The organism is Sphingobacterium sp. UBA5639 (assembly GCF_002421245.1).
Taxonomy (GTDB): Bacteria; Bacteroidota; Bacteroidia; order Sphingobacteriales; family Sphingobacteriaceae; genus Sphingobacterium; species Sphingobacterium multivorum.
This window is the reverse complement of record NZ_DIJR01000019.1, coordinates 172,454-190,045: the sequence shown is the minus strand read 5'-3', so window position 1 is coordinate 190,045 and position 17,592 is coordinate 172,454. Positions and strand designations below refer to the sequence as shown.

19 protein-coding genes are annotated in these 17,592 nt (G+C 39.6%); 5 read left to right on the top strand and 14 right to left on the bottom strand.

Annotated elements, in window-relative coordinates; all coding sequences use genetic code 11:
• Positions 1–15 precede the first annotated feature (15 nt).
• The 7 genes from B4Z90_RS11830 to B4Z90_RS11800 are packed head-to-tail and all read right to left on the bottom strand — an operon-like array spanning position 16 to position 6,348.
• Positions 16–783, bottom strand: coding sequence for an ABC transporter permease subunit (locus B4Z90_RS11830; RefSeq protein WP_070565740.1), 768 nt, complete (start codon positions 781–783; stop codon positions 16–18).
• Between the two features lie 7 nt (positions 784–790).
• Positions 791–1,504, bottom strand: a complete 714-nt coding sequence (locus B4Z90_RS11825) for an ABC transporter ATP-binding protein (protein WP_070565742.1) — start codon at positions 1,502–1,504, stop codon at positions 791–793.
• The gene (locus B4Z90_RS11820) at positions 1,501–2,751 is read right to left on the bottom strand and encodes a nitrous oxide reductase family maturation protein NosD (protein WP_070565743.1); all 1,251 of its coding nucleotides are present in this window, start codon (positions 2,749–2,751) and stop codon (positions 1,501–1,503) included. The genes B4Z90_RS11825 and B4Z90_RS11820 overlap by 4 nt, the downstream gene beginning before the upstream one ends.
• 10 nt (positions 2,752–2,761) lie before the next feature.
• Positions 2,762–3,211: a nitrous oxide reductase accessory protein NosL gene (locus B4Z90_RS11815; RefSeq protein ID WP_083295915.1), complete on the bottom strand. Its 450-nt coding sequence runs from the start codon at positions 3,209–3,211 to the stop codon at positions 2,762–2,764.
• Positions 3,198–3,812: a hypothetical protein gene (locus B4Z90_RS11810; RefSeq protein WP_198386050.1), complete on the bottom strand. Its 615-nt coding sequence runs from the start codon at positions 3,810–3,812 to the stop codon at positions 3,198–3,200. The genes B4Z90_RS11815 and B4Z90_RS11810 overlap by 14 nt, the downstream gene beginning before the upstream one ends.
• Before the next feature lie 11 nt (positions 3,813–3,823).
• Positions 3,824–5,812 carry a Sec-dependent nitrous-oxide reductase gene (gene nosZ / locus B4Z90_RS11805; RefSeq protein WP_083295916.1) on the bottom strand — a complete coding sequence of 663 codons (1,989 nt, stop codon included), beginning with the start codon at positions 5,810–5,812 and terminating at the stop codon, positions 3,824–3,826.
• 59 nt (positions 5,813–5,871) lie between these two features.
• Positions 5,872–6,348 (bottom strand): c-type cytochrome, encoded by a 477-nt coding sequence (locus B4Z90_RS11800; RefSeq protein WP_070565751.1) that lies wholly within the window; start codon positions 6,346–6,348, stop codon positions 5,872–5,874.
• A gap of 262 nt (positions 6,349–6,610) precedes the next feature.
• Here B4Z90_RS11800 and B4Z90_RS11795 point away from each other — a divergent pair, with 262 nt between their 5' ends.
• Positions 6,611–7,225, top strand: coding sequence for a Crp/Fnr family transcriptional regulator (locus B4Z90_RS11795; RefSeq protein WP_070565754.1), 615 nt, complete (start codon positions 6,611–6,613; stop codon positions 7,223–7,225).
• A gap of 44 nt (positions 7,226–7,269) precedes the next feature.
• The gene (locus B4Z90_RS11790) at positions 7,270–8,505 is read left to right on the top strand and encodes a hypothetical protein (protein ID WP_286710173.1); all 1,236 of its coding nucleotides are present in this window, start codon (positions 7,270–7,272) and stop codon (positions 8,503–8,505) included.
• 108 nt (positions 8,506–8,613) lie between these two features.
• Here B4Z90_RS11790 and B4Z90_RS11785 read toward each other — a convergent pair whose 3' ends face one another.
• Positions 8,614–9,060, bottom strand: coding sequence for a nuclear transport factor 2 family protein (locus B4Z90_RS11785; protein ID WP_083295917.1), 447 nt, complete (start codon positions 9,058–9,060; stop codon positions 8,614–8,616).
• Between the two features lie 1,046 nt (positions 9,061–10,106).
• Between B4Z90_RS11785 and B4Z90_RS11780 the strand changes: the two genes are divergently transcribed.
• Positions 10,107–10,334, top strand: a complete 228-nt coding sequence (locus B4Z90_RS11780) for a hypothetical protein (protein WP_139144978.1) — start codon at positions 10,107–10,109, stop codon at positions 10,332–10,334.
• Positions 10,335–10,430: 96 nt separating this feature from the next.
• On the opposite strand, the gene B4Z90_RS11775 is transcribed toward B4Z90_RS11780, so the two are convergent.
• The 4 genes from B4Z90_RS11775 to B4Z90_RS11760 form a co-directional block, all read right to left on the bottom strand.
• Positions 10,431–11,270, bottom strand: coding sequence for a hypothetical protein (locus B4Z90_RS11775; RefSeq protein WP_070565761.1), 840 nt, complete (start codon positions 11,268–11,270; stop codon positions 10,431–10,433).
• A complete protein-coding gene (locus B4Z90_RS11770) occupies positions 11,271–12,092 on the bottom strand; it encodes a HipA family kinase (RefSeq protein WP_070565763.1) in 822 nt (273 codons plus the stop codon).
• A 66-nt stretch (positions 12,093–12,158) separates the two neighbouring features.
• Positions 12,159–12,308: a hypothetical protein gene (locus tag B4Z90_RS11765; protein ID WP_175441986.1), complete on the bottom strand. Its 150-nt coding sequence runs from the start codon at positions 12,306–12,308 to the stop codon at positions 12,159–12,161.
• Positions 12,309–12,720: 412 nt separating this feature from the next.
• A complete protein-coding gene (locus B4Z90_RS11760) occupies positions 12,721–13,164 on the bottom strand; it encodes a nuclear transport factor 2 family protein (protein ID WP_286710172.1) in 444 nt (147 codons plus the stop codon).
• A 285-nt stretch (positions 13,165–13,449) separates the two neighbouring features.
• On the opposite strand from B4Z90_RS11760, the gene B4Z90_RS11755 reads away from it, so the two are divergent.
• Together B4Z90_RS11755 and B4Z90_RS11750 are read left to right on the top strand one after the other, a co-directional pair.
• Entirely contained in the window at positions 13,450–13,845 is a 396-nt protein-coding gene (locus B4Z90_RS11755) for a hypothetical protein (protein WP_286710171.1), read from the top strand.
• A gap of 29 nt (positions 13,846–13,874) precedes the next feature.
• On the top strand, positions 13,875–14,108 hold the full coding sequence (locus tag B4Z90_RS11750; RefSeq protein WP_217493531.1) for a hypothetical protein: 234 nt from the start codon (positions 13,875–13,877) through the stop codon (positions 14,106–14,108).
• 136 nt (positions 14,109–14,244) lie between these two features.
• Here B4Z90_RS11750 and B4Z90_RS11745 read toward each other — a convergent pair whose 3' ends face one another.
• Positions 14,245–15,726: a calcineurin-like phosphoesterase C-terminal domain-containing protein gene (locus tag B4Z90_RS11745; protein WP_175441987.1), complete on the bottom strand. Its 1,482-nt coding sequence runs from the start codon at positions 15,724–15,726 to the stop codon at positions 14,245–14,247.
• A 68-nt stretch (positions 15,727–15,794) separates the two neighbouring features.
• Entirely contained in the window at positions 15,795–17,567 is a 1,773-nt protein-coding gene (locus tag B4Z90_RS11740) for a hypothetical protein (protein WP_070565775.1), read from the bottom strand.
• Between the last annotated feature and the right edge of the window lie 25 nt (positions 17,568–17,592).

Here is a 17,592-nt window from a genome sequence, read left to right as displayed (position 1 = left end):
ATGGTCAATAAATTATTATAAATCCTTTTTCTTAAAATAGCGAATAGATAGCCCTAGAGGAATGAGGCACCAGAGCAACATGACCAACAGGGTGATCGCAATGCCGAATGTATTACCGAAGAAATCCCGAAATATCGCCCCTGTATAGCCCATCATCGCGGATAGATCGACCTGTAATAAAATAAGGATGCGACAGATATCGATGGGATTGAGCATGGACAGTGCAACCATTCCATGTTCGATGGGATAATCCGCAAACTGAAATAGGATGAAAAGCACCAGTGCGTCAAAAAGCAGCGTGAAATAAAGCCAAAGCAAAATTGCCAATCCTATCCCCTTCGACTTATCTCTGATCAATACAGATGTCCACATCGCGATCGAAACGAAAATCAAAGAAAGTAACAGTCCGCAACCGACCAAAGTAATTCCCGAAGAGCTAAATGCATAGATAAAAGTTGGTATGCCAACGCCAATAAAAAAAGCTAAACTAAGTGCACCTGCCAGACCCACATACAGGCTGCCCCAAATGCTTTGCCGTTGCAAAGGCTGACTGACAAGGCAATTGATAAACTCGGAACTCTGGTAGATATAGATGCCTGAAAAAATGATACTCATCAGCGGAACTACAAACAACACAATATTCAGTAGACTGAGTAATCCCTTTTCATAGTTGTCCTCCATGCTATAGACCGTCATGGAAAGTACAAAGAGTAATATGGTGTAGCATAAAATGGTCTTGTTGCGCAAGAGATCCACAAAAACGTAGCGTATAATTTTATTCATCTTTTCTCTAATTAGACAGGTCGCGGTTCTGCATCAAATAAGCGATTGCTTTAGATAGCTTTTCAGTACATGTATCTTCTTTCAATTGCTGCAAACTCTTATGAAACTTCAGCTCTCCTTCCTGCAGAAAGACAATCTGCGATACAAATTCATCGAGATCACTAAGCACATGGGAACTGATGATGATCAGTTTACCGCGTCCGATTTCTTTTTTGATTTTATCCTTGAGAATTTCGGTAGACAGAGGATCCAGTCCTGCTGTAGGTTCATCCAGGATGAGTACTTTGGGGTCAAACATAAATGCGATACAGGCACTTACTTTTTGTCTTGTGCCACCGGAAAGCGTTGCCATCCGTTTTTCCAACAGCTTGTCCACGCCAAAAGCCTGATAAAGATCCGAATCCGTCTGGGGCTGTTTACGGATATCTTTGATCATATCCAGGACCTGTTTGATGGACATATTCTCAGGATATTGACCGATCTGCGGCATATAGCCGATATGGTTCCGATAAGCCCATTGCTGTCCAATGTCCTGTCCTTCAAAAGTGATCCGTCCGGCACTCGGCATGACCATACCTAGGACAGACTTGATCAAAGTAGTCTTACCACTGCCATTGGGGCCAATTAAGGCAACGCATTCGCCGCCATTCAAGGTCAGATCAATGCCCTTTAATGCATTGAATTTTCCAAAGCTTTTCGTTAACTGCTGGATACTAATCATACTTTTATTGATTTCATGCGAGGCTTATCGTCTTTAAGCCCCTCGGGTGTCAGACTTGGTAATAGCTTTTCAGTCCGGTCGAACAACATGGCCATAAAACTTCGAAAAAGTAACATCGCCGAAGGATAGCGCTCAACCATCATCGAGAATAGGCTTACGGGACGAAAAGGGATATCCCCAAATCCGTCTTTGTCCAGATCGTATCCCTCGTATTTGTCCCAATAGTTATGCACAAAGCTGTTGAGTGTAAGGGTACCATTGGTGGCAACATCAAAGGTATTCTGAAGAAAATTATTGTCTTTAAGCACATTGTCCATACAGCTCGACTGAATCTTGAGCCCCCATCCGTTGCTCTTAAAATTGTTATGTTCAATATGGATACGATTCGATCCTTCCATAAAAATACCCGTGGTATTGCGGCTAAACTGATTGTTGATGATCTGACTATCGGAAATATCTTTGAGCAACAATCCATAGGCGGCATCGCCCCAATTCTCTTCGAAATTATTGTTTTCCATATGGACATGCTTGGTATACATAACAGCTACACCTGCACCATTGCTGCGAAAGGTGTTTGAGATGTAACTGTTCTCATGGGAAAACATAAAATGGAGACCATAGCGCAGATTTTTTTCAGAAAGATTGCCCTGTACTCGAGTATGGGTCACAAACTCAAGATAAATACCGTCCCTATGTCCAGACACTTCATTATTTTCAACACTTAAACTATCTGATTTCCAAGCATGAATACCATTACCAATCAGCTGCTCCGCTGTACCAAAAGCTTTGAGGATATTGCCCCGTATTTCAACGTTTGTAGCATTCTGCGCATAAATCCCGAAAAAATTGTCCACGAGCTCATTGTCAAAAATTTTGATATGCGCTGTATTGTAAATTTTAATACCGGCAATATCATTCATGGAAGAATGTCCCGAATGCTGTATTAAAAAGCCTTGAACAGTAACCTGCGGTGATTTGATCGAGAGCGGTTCATATTTTTTCTCGCCGTCCAGCACAGGTTTTCCCAGGCCTTTCAGGAAAATTGCCTTATCAATAACAATATTCCCCTCCTTATACACACCCGCCGCTACTAAAACGGTATCACCTGATTTCGCTTGTGCTAAGCCAGCCTTTATTGTTCTGACCGACTGCCCCTTTCCTACCTGGATGGTTGTCGCCGATACAGGCACGTTTACGAGCCAAAGACAAGCCATTGCACAGTACAACGCTAAAGCTAGATTCTTCATTGTTATTCATTTATTTCCACAGATCATTCCAGGTCATCACCGTGCCACCGATCTCTGCTTTGACCTTATCCAGTTCCACCCGTTTTTCAAATACAGCAACATTGCCTCGCATTGGGCTTTTCAAGGCTTCACTTTTGAGATAATATGCACCTTCAGCCGGTACGAGCTTATGGCTAACATAATCCGGCAGGTAATAAACGGCAATCTCTTCTTTTTTGACCGAGTTCCCTTTGACAAAGGCGATCATACATTGTACGTCATCAAAATTAAAGACCCGTCCCTTTTTTGTCTGCAGCTGCGTACCAAAACGCGCGTCCGTTATTGTCATCTTACAGTGGGCACATTGCTCGCTACCGTATTTAATAGGCTTGGGTTTATTGTTGCCCTGACAGGCCTGCAAACTACATAGAACCAGCAATATACTACTACAGATCAACGCAAATAATTTATAGTTTCTCATATGATTTTAGTTTTAGGGTTTTATTATTTTGCCACTCCCGCACTGTACAAAAGGCCAAGATAATTCCACAGAGTATAAAGATCCATCCCCCGATATCAGGTATAGAATAGGCGCCAAAATTTAAAAGCTGTTTGTATCCGATCAGTGGTGGCTGATAAGACATTCCGGGAACTTTTATCGGTGCAGATGGATCGAGCTGATGCCCATAGTTGTATTCCCAGATATAAAAGTCAACCAGGGCTGCGACTCCAAAAAGCAGAAAACAAAAGAATAAGCCATATAGCAGTTTTCTATTCTGCACGAAACCGGTAAGCAAAAAAGCAAGCGCAAAAAATAAGATGATATAGGGCAAGACCTTAAATTCTATGAAATCTTCCGCATGTAGCGTTTTCATCCCGATATAGTGGTTCAGTCCATTGATAATATCAACTTGTCCGGCCAACTTGTTGCTATAGATCTGTAGTTCTAGCCCTTCTGGGTATTGTGCTGCGTCGAGCTCAATACGCCAGATGGGTAGGAAGATGACCGCTACCAGGGCCAGGCCACTCAGGATCAAAAGAATCCGATGTACTGCTGACAGGTGACTTGTAGTTTTCATCATTGTAGGTTATATTAATTGGTCTTCTCTTGCGGTTGATTGGTTCCCAGACTATAAATCAACGGAACATTGTTTCCTTTTTTTGAGATACGGATATACCCCTGCATCTCTTGGTGTAACGCGCTACAAAAATCCGTACAGTAGAACGGGAATACACCTACTCTATCTGGAACCCATTTCAATGTCTGTGTCTCTCCCGGCATAATGAGCAATTCTCCATTCTTTGCGCCTTTGACAGCAAAGCCATGCGGCATATCCCAGTCCTGCTCAATATTGGTCACATGGAAATAGACTTCATCGCCTAGTTGTACACCCTCGATATTGTCCGGAGTGAAGTGTGAACGGATGGATGTCAGGTATACATGTACCTGGTTACCTTTACGTTCAACGCGTGCATCTTTGTCTCCTTTGGCAACAAATGGGCTGGTATTTTCTTCAATTTTAAAAATCTTCACACTTTTGTCTTTCACTTTCTCCGCTTTGATAGCTTGCGCATAATGTGGTTCACCAATGGTCGGAAAGTCTAACAACAATTGCATTTTGTCTCCCGAGATATCAAACAATTGGGCACTCTGAGCCAACTCCGGTCCTGTAGGGAGAAAGCGGTCTTTCGTAATCTTATTATAGGCGATGACATATTTGCCTTCTGGATTTTTGGTATCTCCACCAGGTATCATTAAATGGCCTGTTGAGTAAAATGTTGGTGTACGGTCGAGCACCTTTAAATCCTTAATATTCCATTTCACCAATTCGGAAGACACAAAGAATGACGTGATTGCATTTCCTCTGCCATCAAATTCTGTATGCAGTGGGCCCAAGCCAGGTTTTTGGACTTCGCCGTACAGCGCAGATTCGTATTTGATAATTGGGATACCACCGAATTTTCCTTCGAATTGTTTTTCCTGGATTGCTTTCTGCATCTTAGCGAACGAGAATACAGGTATGACCGCAGCCAGTTTACCCGACCCTACAATATATTCGCCTGTAGGATCAACGTCGACACCGTGCGGAGATTTTGGGCAAGGGATATAGTAGCATAGCCCCTCCAGCTCCTCTGCCTTCAATACGATCGTTTCTGTATTAAAAGATGTTTTTGCGGTATGTGATTTCTCGTCGTAAGTGTTATGGGCATACTTCAACCCGGTAACCTTTTTCCCTTTTCCGGCTTTCAAATACTCTTCGGCTTTTTTCCAGTTGACGGCCAATATAAAGTCTTTGTCATTTTTGGATGCATTGACCTCCAGCAATGTATTTGCCTGTTCGGTATTGTAGGTGGAGAAGAAGAACCAACCATGAGAAGTCCCTTTACCGGCTCGGCTCAGGTCATAGTTTACACCGGGTGTCTCAATCTGAAAAGCTAATTCCATGTTGCCATTATCCTTATTGACGCTGACAAAGCTCAATGTTCCGCGAAAATTCTTTTTAAAGGTATTGATAGGTACATCGCCCGACTCACCGTCCAGCGGAACCGAAAATCGCGTTCCTGCAACAACATATTCGGTATTTTCAGTAATGTACGGCGAAGAGTGGTTTCCACCGCTGTTGGGGAGTTCGAGTACTTCAGCCGTACGAAAAGTTGTCAGATCCACCCGGGCAATACGGGGGGTATTGTTGGCATTGACAAATACCCAGCGGCCGTCGTAGTTTCCATCGGTTTTCGAAAGCTGCACGTGGTGTAAATCATCCCAAGGTACATTGCCATGGGACGTTTCGAGCATCGGTTTAGTTTCTTCACTAAAACCCCAGCCCTTTTCGGGATCTAGTGAAAAAACGGGTATTACACGCAATAATCTGCCGGATGGAAGTCCATAAACGGAGAGCTGCCCACTAAATCCCCCGGATACGAAATTGTAGAATTCATCGTATTTCCCTGGGGCAACATATACCTTCTCAGCGGCATCACCACTCACGGCGGCTCCCGCTCCTTTGGGTTTACAGGCATGGAAAGTCGATAACATCGCGCTCGCCATTAGGCTCGTCAATATGTATTTTGTTAAAGTCATTCTATTCTTATTTTAAGGTTAATACCTATGCAGCTTTGTTGATTCTTATTCAGCTTTTATTATTTTACACCATCATTTTGTCGCATAAACTCCAATACCTTTCGGGCTTCCTCGTCCGTTAGATTTTGGTTAGGCATCCGGACCATGCATAGTTCAAGTTGCGCCTGTAATTCCGGATCCTTATCGATCATCGGATCAGGATTAGTGATAAAATTCATGATCCACTGTGGTTTTCTCCGTTGTGTCACACCTTTCCATCCTGGCCCGACTAGTTTCTCGTCGGTTAGCTTGTGGCAGGAAGCACATTTCAGGTCAACAATCAATTTTCCGGCTGCGGCCATTGGTGCATCCAAATGGTCAGCGATTTCCACTTTGTCAAATTTTCCCTCACCGCGGTGAGGATCATATCCACTGGCGTCATTTGCCGAAGCCCCAGATTCATTAACACTGTTGGCAACGGTCTTTTTCTCGCCATTGTTTGAGGAACAGGAATAGATAAATAATCCCATCAAACAACATACAATTAGCTTTCTCATCTTATTTTGGTTTTGTGTTCAAACTTGATTGTGTTTTACTTAATCCAAAGGTATTATCGAAGCGTGTAGCCATTTTATGAGGCAAATCATAAAATGATTCCGGTGAGAACAAACCATCAATCAAAAACAATAAAACACTATATATAAGCACATTAACACCATATTGATTTTCATCACTCATTCCCGTGATCAACATCAAGATCTATTTTGTGACACTACTATATCTTTACGCTGTGTAGTAAAAACTAACTTATATAGAACGATGATTCCAACCGCAATACTTCTCGAAAAGGGAGCGAGCAGCCTACATGCCGATATTGGCGAAATACTTTTTCATGAGGATAGCATGGCCACATTTTATTATCAGTTGTTAAGTGGGCGAGTTCGTCTTTCTAATTTCTTATCAGACGGTAGGGAGGTCCTCCACAATGTTATCTGTGCCAATGAGGGCTTTGGAGAAGTAGCGATATTGGACAATGGCGTTTATACAGTGACGGCAATTACCGACAGTTCATGTACATTACTGAAGATCAGTTCGAAAAAATTCATCGAAATCATACATGAATATGGCAACCTACATCGTTTGGTATCACAAAAGATGGCGCGCGAACTACACTTTAAACTCTTTATGATCAAATTAATTTACAATCGTTCACCGGAGGAGATCCTCTCCAATCTGATCCAAAAGTTAAATGAAAGCAAGAGACTCGTTTGTCAGGAATGCAACCGACTTATGCTTACGCGCCAACAATTGGCTAATATGACCGGGTTAAGAGTAGAAACAATCATCCGGACAATGAAGCAAATGGACAAGGAAGATAAATTGAACATTATCCGCGGAAAAGTTTTTGTTCCGGCCGATGGTATTATTGATTGAAGCTTGAAACAACGATGTTTCAGCTATCGGAAAGAAATCAATGTATGAATAAAATCAGTAGCTATTTAAGTATCAGGAAATGGATCGTCATCACCCTATTCAATTTACTTATTGTAGGTATTTTCGGGTTGATTATGCGCTTAAAATTTTTATTTCCCATTCCTTGGATCGACCAGAAAAACCTCATGCATGCGCATTCGCATTTTGCTTTTTCCGCCTGGGTATCCCAAGCTCTTATGATTTTTCTCATAATGACCGTTCTGGGAATAAAAACCAATCAGATTTTGTGCAGGAAATATCAGCATATCCTATGGGCTAATTGGACGGTTTCGATAGGCATGCTTATTTCCTTTTCAGTTGCTGGCTATAGCCTATGTTCGATTATATTATCCTTTTTATCGATACTTGTCTCTTATTGGTTCTGCTTTCAATTAGTGCGGGATCTTAAATCATCGACGCTTCCTCCGGCCATTTCGATCTTAATTAAGTCGGCACTATTTTTCAATATATTTAGTTCACTAGGGACCTATTTTCTGGCATATCTCAAAGTGAGCCACCAACTGGATCCATTAAAACAGCTTGCATCAGTCTATTTTTATCTTCATTTTCAGTATAATGGCTGGTTTTTCTTTGGCTGTATTGCTCTGTTTGCCAGTTGGCTGTATAAACGTACTGGTAAAATACCAATAAGTCCGCGTTTTTCGCTCGTGTATGTCATGACTGTTATACCAACCTATTTCTTATCTGTTCTATGGTGGAAGGGTTTACCCCTGTGGCTATATATTATTATAGTCATTACAGTCGGATTTCAATTTGTCCTGTGGGGAACATTAGCACAACGAGTCGTCCGACTGGTCCGAAGCAATATTTCACTCCGCTTAAGCCCCGATACATCTAAAATTTGGTTATGTGTCCTGTTTGCCATTTTTCTCAAACTGATATTGCAAGGCATATCGGTCATACCTGCTCTGAGCCAACAAGCTTATGGATTTCGACCAATTGTTATTGCTTATCTTCACCTCGTCCTTTTGGTGGTAATATCACTCTTTTTAATTGGGTATGCTTTTCAGATTTGTATGTTAAAAATCGAAAAAGGCATTCACTATGGCGTTTATGGCTTACTTGTTGGAATCTTTTTGAATGAATTTGTGTTAATGTTGCAGGGGCTCGGTGGATTTATACATTATTCTATCAGGGGAACACATCATGTGCTGACGGTCGCTGCAGCTATTATTGTTGTCAGCCTCTACAGGATAACGCAAACCCAATTACGCAAATGATGCTATTAGCATAAGCCATGAGAGATGATCGATCATGAAATAGCTAGAAAATAAGCCACATCTCTCGACATGGCTCTACAACATTTATATATTTATTTGAGATGGCTCTTATTTATACGAATTGATCGATTTAGATACTTTCCAGTCATTACCTTCACGTACAAGAGTCACTAGGTCTGTTTTGGTAAAGTTTTCAAACGTCAACGTCACTTTGGCTACCATATAATCCGCCGACTCCTCAAGGATTTCGGTGCTTACCGTACAGTTTAGCTTTTCACCTTTTTGTTTTTTCAAGGATTTAACAATAGCGTTACGGCTGTGATTCTGTGCATTGGAAGCTTGGATTTTTTGGTTAAAATCTTCGGCGAACAATTGCTCTACACCTGCTGATTCTCCCTCTGTCATTACCGCCACATAGTGATCGAGTGCCAAGTCTGCTGTGGAAAGATTAACGTTTGCTTTTGCTGCTTTTGCGCCAGGTCCTTCAGCTGCCATAGCAAATGTTGATACGGCGATTAAAGCTGCTGCTGTGAATGTTTTTACTAGAGTTCTCATAATTTCTTTATTTTATTGTGTTAGTTTTTTTATCTGTTCTTATTTGTTGACTCAAAACTACAACACAATACGCCCCTAGCCTACGGGCTTTAGACTAACGCTCTGGAAAACTCGGTGAATGGCAGGAATAGGGAGGTAAGTCTCCTTCGTATCAGATTCGTACCACGTTCGGATCATCAATAGATATTGTACAGACACCCAACAGACCTTGTCCAGTCTCTGTACAGGGAAAAACTGTTCAGATACTGGTCAACAATCGAACCCTACATGTCCTGATTCGAAGGCTATACGAAGCAGGTACGAACACAACCCCTGTAAAAGTTATTTAAACTCATCCCTAATTAGCAGTTTTTAGCAAATAATGCCTAGTGCAGCGACGAAATCCGTGAGTTCGTGTTGGAGCGACCACCGAGATAACATGTCTTTGGTCATAACCATGCAGGCTATGGTAAGAGGAAAACTAAGGCGATCCAGTTTATCAACGCTTCGTTGTATGAGCTGTTGTAGGGAAAGGTGTGATTGAACTAAACGATCAACTCAAGTGCATTCAAGATCTATAAACAAGGCGATACTACTATCTTTCTACTAATTTTTCTACTTTCTTTCTACTTCTTCTTCTCCAATCTTTCCCTAGTTCTTTCCCTAAAATATTTACATTTTTCCTTGTAAAACATCTCACAGCCTATTGTACGAGCATTATAGCAACTCTATTCCTTTAATCTCTTCTCCTAATTCTTCTCCTAAAATTGCATAAACTTTCTACTTATATGCTCTGATGGATATTATTAAAGTTAAAGGCACTGTTCAGCGAAACACTATGCGTAAAATAGAGAACCAAAACCAAACATAAAAATCTAAAATACAAAATATTATACCTTTAAAAAACAGCTACAATTGTCACAAATTTTGTAAATATTTGTGACAAGGATCAGATAAATTATCACCAAAAAACTCCTCTTTTTAATGAACTTATTACCATTCTTTCTACTTATCTTACTCCTAACATTTCGATTAAAAATGACGTTAACGTATTTAAAAAAGCGTTCATGCTTGATCTTTCTCCTAATTCTTCTCCTAAATTCATCTATTCTTTCTACTTAATTATTCTAATTGAGCTCCACTCACTACGTTATCCTCCACTTCGTAAAGAAGTTCTTTCTCTTCGTGCTGACGGAAGGCCTAGCGTCCTAAAGTTCAAAGAAATTGGCGATCGGATCTTAAATAAGATTGTTGGCTTTGTGGATACTTTCGCTAATGGGATAACGGGATCCTAAATAATTAAAAGTTGTAAATCTTATGATTTCAATATTTCTCGAAATTGAAAACGAGCTCCTGAAATCATAAGATTTAAATAAACAGAAATTCGAATATTATTTTTTAAAATAGGGGCGCACATCATGCGACTCCATGTATTCTTCGACAATACCGGTTTCATCTGCATCAACAAATTCCAAAATATCGGAATCACGAATCTGTTCCCATAGCTGATGGTTTTTCACATCACTATTTTCAGGTTCGCGGCCTAGAATATAAAACTGTCCTCTTTTGTTTTCTGCTAACTCAATCACCTTAGTCAATGCAACAAATCGAGTAACGTCATTTTCAAGAAAATAATGCTTCTTGGAGAAGTCTATAGTCTGCCCCGCTACTGGCATACCATTTATACCAAGAAAATTCACTTCAATAGGTGCAAACAAATTTTCAAAATTACTCGAGTCCAACGTGATATCTAAATTAACGCGAGTATTTATTTTTGGATAAAGATTCTCCTTCACTTGTTCAACTATCATTTGAGATGTAGAATACTCAGCATCTTGTGCATAAGTGAAAATATACTTTTCAAATAGTCGTTTAAAGTTATTTTGTGTAAATTCTATATCGATAATTTTAGGCTCTGAAAATTGGACTAGATTGCTCGCATAATTTGACAAGTAACTAAGATAACCAAACTGAGTCCATTCAACATTCTTTTGAGAAATAGTGTTTATCTTCTCCAGACTAATATGGTGAATATCGTTCTCTAAGGATTTCAAATAGTTTTTAACCAAATTATACTTCTCAGAACTAAGCAAACTCTTAATGGCCAATAATTTTTCAGAAGAAAACTTAAACATACTTTCTGTACCATTAGACATTAACGTACCGATACTTATCCTTTCTTCCAAGGCCGTATTCAGTGTAATGGATAATATTGAATATATTGTTTTCATTTAATTGACGATAAAAGATTGAATAAACATTCTAAAATAATTGACGCAAGTTTCGTTCCAATCCTCTGTAAATACATTCTTACGAATCCTCTTTCTTAGGTCTTCCGTATTTAAATTCCAAGAATCCGGCACTAAAGCTATTATCTCATCCAACCTCTCTTTACATTCTGAGGTACAAAGGTAAAAATTTTGCACAAGATTTTCTACGATCGCTGGTAACTTGCGTTTTCCTCCAAAAAGAATTTTAGCCAACTCGGTCTTTATGATGGAATCATCCTCTGTTAATTCAGCTATTCCATAATCGAGAAAACTACTATTAAAAATATTGACATGGTCAATGGCGTACAGAAAGTTAAGTTTTTCAGATGACGCATGCAACAATAAATTAAAATTATTATGATTTCTATCCTCATTGGCTAGCCAAATATCGAATAATGCTATTTTTAAAAAATCTTCTTTATTGCCAAGTTTATCCATAAAACCTTTTTGTTTAAAGAGCGAGACTGTAGTAAGGTCAATCTCTTTGGAATCTTCTAGATATAATGAACCAAAACATTCCTTATTAAAAAAGTCATATTGTAATTGAGGAAATTTTTGAAGTGGGACATGATCTTGTTTCACTTGAATAAAGCATACTTCGGGGGTCATTAATTCCCAAATTTGGGCAAACTTTGCTGCTATAAGTTCATTGAAAAGATTAAGTGGTGACCTGTCATATTTACATACCCAATCACGAAAATCATCGCAGGTCACTAAAGCCGGACTGCTCCCCATAGTAGGAAATAATCTATGAATTTCTTCAATTGTTTGCAATGTTACCATGTTCTTTATTGATAGACCTATTTGAGATAAAGTTTTATATTATTTTAGGTTATCACACTTAATTAATCAATCTTTCAGATCAACATTAAAGTAATAATTGGCTCCCATAAATAGTGCCGCAAGATAACGTTTTAACTTTAACTTACCAAGATTCAACGTATTTTTCATTAACGGTTGGAAAAACTCTGTGAATAGCGAAAATATATGATCTTCCATAAGATATAGCCCTAAACAGACATACTTTTAATTGTTAGGCAGGCAATACCGTTTCCCCCTCTAATCTTATTGATCATACAATAACAATCAATTTGCACTATTACACCACCAATGTAACAGTGCAAGTTGATTGTTAATAAATTAAACGCTAACAGCAAATGTAGTGTTACTAAAGTATGGAATGTTGCAAAAGAAGTAAAACGATACTATCGTGGTGCTATAAAAAAAGATAGGAGAAAATAGTTCTTTACAGAGCTTATCTTCCAAAAAAAACTGGATAATTGCATCAAAATTGGCGAAGAACCATTCTGATTTACCGATTACACCTGGCCTTTAAACTAAACTTAAACATATGATTCACTAGTGGTTTGTAGTCTGCCTGAACTGACAAACCACTAGTTATTAGATACTATTAATACGAATTGATTGATTTGGATACTTTCCAGTCATTGCCCACACGCTCCAAGGTAACTAAATCTGTTTTTGTGAAGGTCTCAAATTTCAAAGTCACTTTAGCGACCATATAGTCTGCCGATTCCTCGATGATGTCTGTGCTTACTGCACAGTTTAGCTTTTCGCCTTTTTGTTTTTTCAATAGTTTAACCACTTCGCTACGGCTGTTAGACTGCGCATTTGTAGCTTGGATCTTTTGATTAAAATCATCAGCGAATAACTGCTCTACGCCTGCTGATTCGCCTGCAGTCATTACCGCAACATAGTGCTCTAAAGCGAAGTCTGCTGTAGAAAGGTTAATGTTAGCTTTTGTTGCTTTTGCTCCAGATCCTTCAGCTGCCATAGCGAAAGTAGATACTGCGATTAAAGCTGCTGCTGCGAATGTTTTTACTAGCGTTTTCATAATGTCTTTTTTTTATTGTGTTAGTTCTGTTGTTCTTATTTGTTGACTCAAAACTACAACACATTAGGCCCCCAGCCTATTGACTTTAGACCAACAATCGGGAAAACTCGGTGAATGGCGGGAATAGGGAGGTCAAAATCAAGAAATTTGTTCCAACAAGAAGAAAATCAAATCGATATGAAAGCAAAACGACTCTTTAGGCAAATAGGAATATTTTCCGCTTTATTAATCCTAATAGTAACGCATTGCTATGCAACAAACCAAAAACCAAAAATTCTATTTGTAGTGACTAGTCACGATACAAAAGGCAATACAGGCGAAAAAACAGGTTATTATCTCGGGGAAGTCTCGCATCCATGGGAGGTTTTAACAGCTGCCGGATATGAGATTGATTTCGTTAGCCCACAGGGTGAAAATCCACCTGTGGTTGGATTTGACCTAAATGATCCCGTTAACAAAAAATTCTGGGAGGATAAATACTATCACAGTAAAATCACCCATTCACTCAAACCTTCTCAGGTAAAACCTGAAGAATATAAAGCTATCTTTTATGCCGGAGGAAATGGTGCGATGTGGGATCTTCCTTTCGATTCATCAATCGCAAAGATTGCCAGCAAGATATACAGATATACGAGGCAAATGGGCTTGTCGCAGCTGTATGTCATGGACCTGCAGGCTTAACCAACATCAAACTGAGCACCGGCGAATATTTGATAAAAGGGAAAAAAGTCAATGGCTTTAGCAATGAGGAGGAAGAGCTTGTAAAGCTCAGCAATGTCGTCCCCTTTTTACTAGAGGATAAGCTAAAGGCAATAGGTGGGATTTATGAAAAATCCGAACCATGGCAGTCGCATGTTACTATTGACGGCAGATTGATCACCGGCCAGAAACCTCAATCAGCCAAGGCCGTGGGCGTGGCTATCGTCAAGGCATTAGGTAAATAAGCTATCCAAAAAAAGCCACATCTCACGACGTGGCTTCTAAACTAAACTTAAAACATATGAAAACTATAGTGTCTTCTACGGTCAAACCTACCCTTTTAGATAAGCTATGGACATATAGCAAGAATAATTTGTATAACTACTGCGAAAAAAACTCGGTAAATTCATTTTGAACTAAAAAGCCATAGTTATCCTCCGCTTTAATCCGGATCACTTTTATGCTATCACCATTTACGTTTTGCAACGGAAATTCCCAAAGATGACCAGAGGCCCGCTTTCGTAAAGGATTCGCCGTGCTACCTAAAGTGGGATAGATTTTTTGATTATTTTTTTCGATGATATCGGATACAAAGGGATCTACACTTTTACTTTTCCGCATCCTGACCCATTCTCCATCATTTATCTGTACCATGACATTCGTACTGTCTGCCGCTCCAAAAACATTTGCTAGCAATACGCCCGCTCTAACAGCAATATGCATTTGTTTTTTAGCATCCTGATCTACGGCTTTGAACTGAAACGAATAGCTATTGTTTTTAATATTGATCACAAAATACCCCCTTGGGCTACCGCACAGCATCCTGGCATCCGGAACTCCTTTGGCATCCTTCTCACCACGCCACCAGTTACCACAGGTTGCACCAGCACCCAATTCCTGTATCGCTTTATTTTTAAAGAAATAACGATCCACCTGATGGGTATGTCCAGACAAAATCAATACATTTTTATAATCAGCCAACAGTTGAAGTACCTCCGTCCTATTTCGTGTAAAAGCCATAGGAATATGCTGACTAAGCACTACTAAAGCATCTTTTGGAATATAGGAAAGATCATTTTTCAAAAATGTCAACTGCTCATCAGCTAATCTTCCTTCATAAGAATTTTTGCCTGTAGCAAACACATTGTTTAACACGATAAAATGTACATTACCATAATTGAAAGCATAATTATCAGCTCCAAAAACAGCATTGAAACGGTCGTTCATATAATCCGGATTGACAACGTTCCGATCATGGTTGCCGACCATTGTGTAGGATGACATCGGCAGCGCATCGATCATTTTCCCCACCTCAGGCAAAATCTCCATATTATTGTTGACTAAATCTCCCAGAACAAGATTAAAATCAATATCCTTCCTTTCTATAAGTTCGGAAAATATACTTTTGGCCGCAAATTCCAATTCCTCCTGATCGCTCACCTGCACATCTCCAATGGCGGCAATATTGAATTCGAGAGGGATATTTTTCCTCTTTCTTAATGGTATATCAAACACCAAAGTATCGGGAATAGTATGATTAGGATTGAGGTAATATGCATTTGCATTTCCTATTTTATTTTCCTTTGCCCATACATATTCAGATGGAGTGATAGAAAAAATGGATTGACCAATCTTAGCTTCAAAGCTATATGCTCCGGTTTTATCGGTGCTTATCACATCAATACCATTTGATACCCGAATTTTAGAAAGCCTTTTCTCTCCTTTATCCAAAAGGCCATTGTTATTTTTGTCTTCAAAAGCATGTCCTTCAATCAAGACTTTCTTAGCTACTGCTACTTGGGCTGTGACCTTTATTACAAAAAGTAATCCCAAGATCCAGATAATGCTTATTTTTTTAATCATATTGTTCATTGCTGATAGCTAAGTCACGGTCAGATAATTTTATACATCCGACCGTGACCTGAACTATGTTATAATCCGGGAATATCGTATTTGAAAAGGGCAGCTTTGCTGTTTATCACTGTGATCAAATAAGGTATTCCTTGATCACTTATCTGCATCACAAATTTATTTCCATTTTCTGGTGAAACCTGCACTGCAGTATTCCAGTTTCCTGTAGCTTCATTGTAGGTGCAGACCTTTATTCCATTGATTGCGTCTCCGTATGCCAAGAAAATCCGACCGTCGGGGTGTATACGGATCGCCACATTGTCGCGGTTTGCGGAGCTACTGGTCGTTTGGCTGATACCGTCACCCAACTGTTTCCAACTGCTCCCATTCCAATGCATAACAAATGTTTTATAAGCCGGTGAATTGGACTGGTAAACCATATAAATTTGACCGTCTTCTTTTACGTCAAGATCAATATTGATACCTCCTGAATTTGACTCTGCAGGTCCTACATTAACATTCCCGACCAAATTCCATGCACCATTTTCAAACCTATATACAGAAGGTTTACGGCTTGCTGTACCGTTTGTTAAATCCATGACGGCATAATACAATTTATTATCCCGTCCTTTAAACATTTTTGAAAACCAGCCTGTAGTTGACTGTGCAAAGGACTGCCCCGTCCACTTTCCATTACGTAACGATTCAACATATGTACCACGGCTAGGGTAAGGAGAAGACGCACGTGAGAACACATATCCTAGATAAGGCACATTATTGTCATCCAACTTTAACGTTAAATAATTCACCCTGTTGAAAGATCCCTGCTGCTCGCCTACAAATGACCAGGTATTATTCTCATACTTCATTAATGATGCATATTGTGCATTAGCTCCTGCCGTATAATCTCTAAATGCAACATATGGAATCCCTTGTTTCGAAAAATCTAACGAAATGTAATCGGCTCTTGTTGGCGTAAAGCCAGATTCATTCCCTAAAGTCTCCCACTGTTTGCTTTCACTATTGAACGCGGTAATAAGCCCTTTTCGTAAATCATCTGTACTGCCGGAAAATTGAACGGATACATACGGCTGATTATTTATTGGATTAATTTCAAGCCCTGCCTCCGCAACATTGTTGATTTGTAAAAAGTCTGGAAGCTGCATCGCTGTCCACACAGGTGCTGTCAGCCTGCCTACCTGAACAACAAAATTTTCAGATGTCCCGCTTTCCAAATCCTGCAATGTCAGGGTTTGGGGATTGGAATAATCTAAAATGGTTTCCTTGCTTTTGAAATCTGCACCATTGGACTTCAGTACTGTGCCTTCGTTGACAGTATATCGGGCAACCAACTTGGTGATATTGGCATCTACAGGTAGATCTACTTTGATATCAAGTTTGCTTATTGTAGCGGGATAATCGCGAAACAAATAATCTGGATTATCAGCTGCATAGAAACCAAAGGAAAGAATAGATCCCGACTTTTGTGCCGAAACGCTATATTCCGACATTCCGTTTGGTGTCACAAAACGGTAGACCGTTGCTTTGGAAAGATCGACGGCCGTAACCCCAGATTCTTGAATATTTTTCCCAACGTATGCAACCATTTTCTCCGACGTACCTTTAAAGGAAGGTACTGCTTTTGTAATATCGACAGAGTTGGGCACACGAATAGAAATATGCTGTCCTTCGATGGTACCATATACTGCATCTTTAAGGCCCGGATTGCTTGCTGGGTCAAAAGAAAAGGATTGCAACTGTACATTATCTGCAAGTAATGCATCCTGTTTGCATCCGAGAAGAAACTGACTAAAGATCATTGTGATCAATATTAAACAATAGTGTTTTTTCATCCCTATATTTTTATGATGATGAAGC

Coding starts and splice junctions, on each gene's coding strand:
- B4Z90_RS11830 (WP_070565740.1), bottom strand. CDS start 783: ATGAATAAAATTATACGCTACGTTTTTGTGGATCTCTTGCGCAACAAG.
- B4Z90_RS11825 (WP_070565742.1), bottom strand. CDS start 1,504: ATGATTAGTATCCAGCAGTTAACGAAAAGCTTTGGAAAATTCAATGCA.
- B4Z90_RS11820 (WP_070565743.1), bottom strand. CDS start 2,751: ATGAAGAATCTAGCTTTAGCGTTGTACTGTGCAATGGCTTGTCTTTGG.
- B4Z90_RS11815 (WP_083295915.1), bottom strand. CDS start 3,211: ATGAGAAACTATAAATTATTTGCGTTGATCTGTAGTAGTATATTGCTG.
- B4Z90_RS11810 (WP_198386050.1), bottom strand. CDS start 3,812: ATGATGAAAACTACAAGTCACCTGTCAGCAGTACATCGGATTCTTTTG.
- nosZ (WP_083295916.1), bottom strand. CDS start 5,812: ATGACTTTAACAAAATACATATTGACGAGCCTAATGGCGAGCGCGATG.
- B4Z90_RS11800 (WP_070565751.1), bottom strand. CDS start 6,348: ATGAGAAAGCTAATTGTATGTTGTTTGATGGGATTATTTATCTATTCC.
- B4Z90_RS11795 (WP_070565754.1), top strand. CDS start 6,611: ATGATTCCAACCGCAATACTTCTCGAAAAGGGAGCGAGCAGCCTACAT.
- B4Z90_RS11790 (WP_286710173.1), top strand. CDS start 7,270: ATGAATAAAATCAGTAGCTATTTAAGTATCAGGAAATGGATCGTCATC.
- B4Z90_RS11785 (WP_083295917.1), bottom strand. CDS start 9,060: ATGAGAACTCTAGTAAAAACATTCACAGCAGCAGCTTTAATCGCCGTA.
- B4Z90_RS11780 (WP_139144978.1), top strand. CDS start 10,107: ATGCTTGATCTTTCTCCTAATTCTTCTCCTAAATTCATCTATTCTTTC.
- B4Z90_RS11775 (WP_070565761.1), bottom strand. CDS start 11,270: ATGAAAACAATATATTCAATATTATCCATTACACTGAATACGGCCTTG.
- B4Z90_RS11770 (WP_070565763.1), bottom strand. CDS start 12,092: ATGGTAACATTGCAAACAATTGAAGAAATTCATAGATTATTTCCTACT.
- B4Z90_RS11765 (WP_175441986.1), bottom strand. CDS start 12,308: ATGGAAGATCATATATTTTCGCTATTCACAGAGTTTTTCCAACCGTTA.
- B4Z90_RS11760 (WP_286710172.1), bottom strand. CDS start 13,164: ATGAAAACGCTAGTAAAAACATTCGCAGCAGCAGCTTTAATCGCAGTA.
- B4Z90_RS11745 (WP_175441987.1), bottom strand. CDS start 15,726: ATGATTAAAAAAATAAGCATTATCTGGATCTTGGGATTACTTTTTGTA.
- B4Z90_RS11740 (WP_070565775.1), bottom strand. CDS start 17,567: ATGAAAAAACACTATTGTTTAATATTGATCACAATGATCTTTAGTCAG.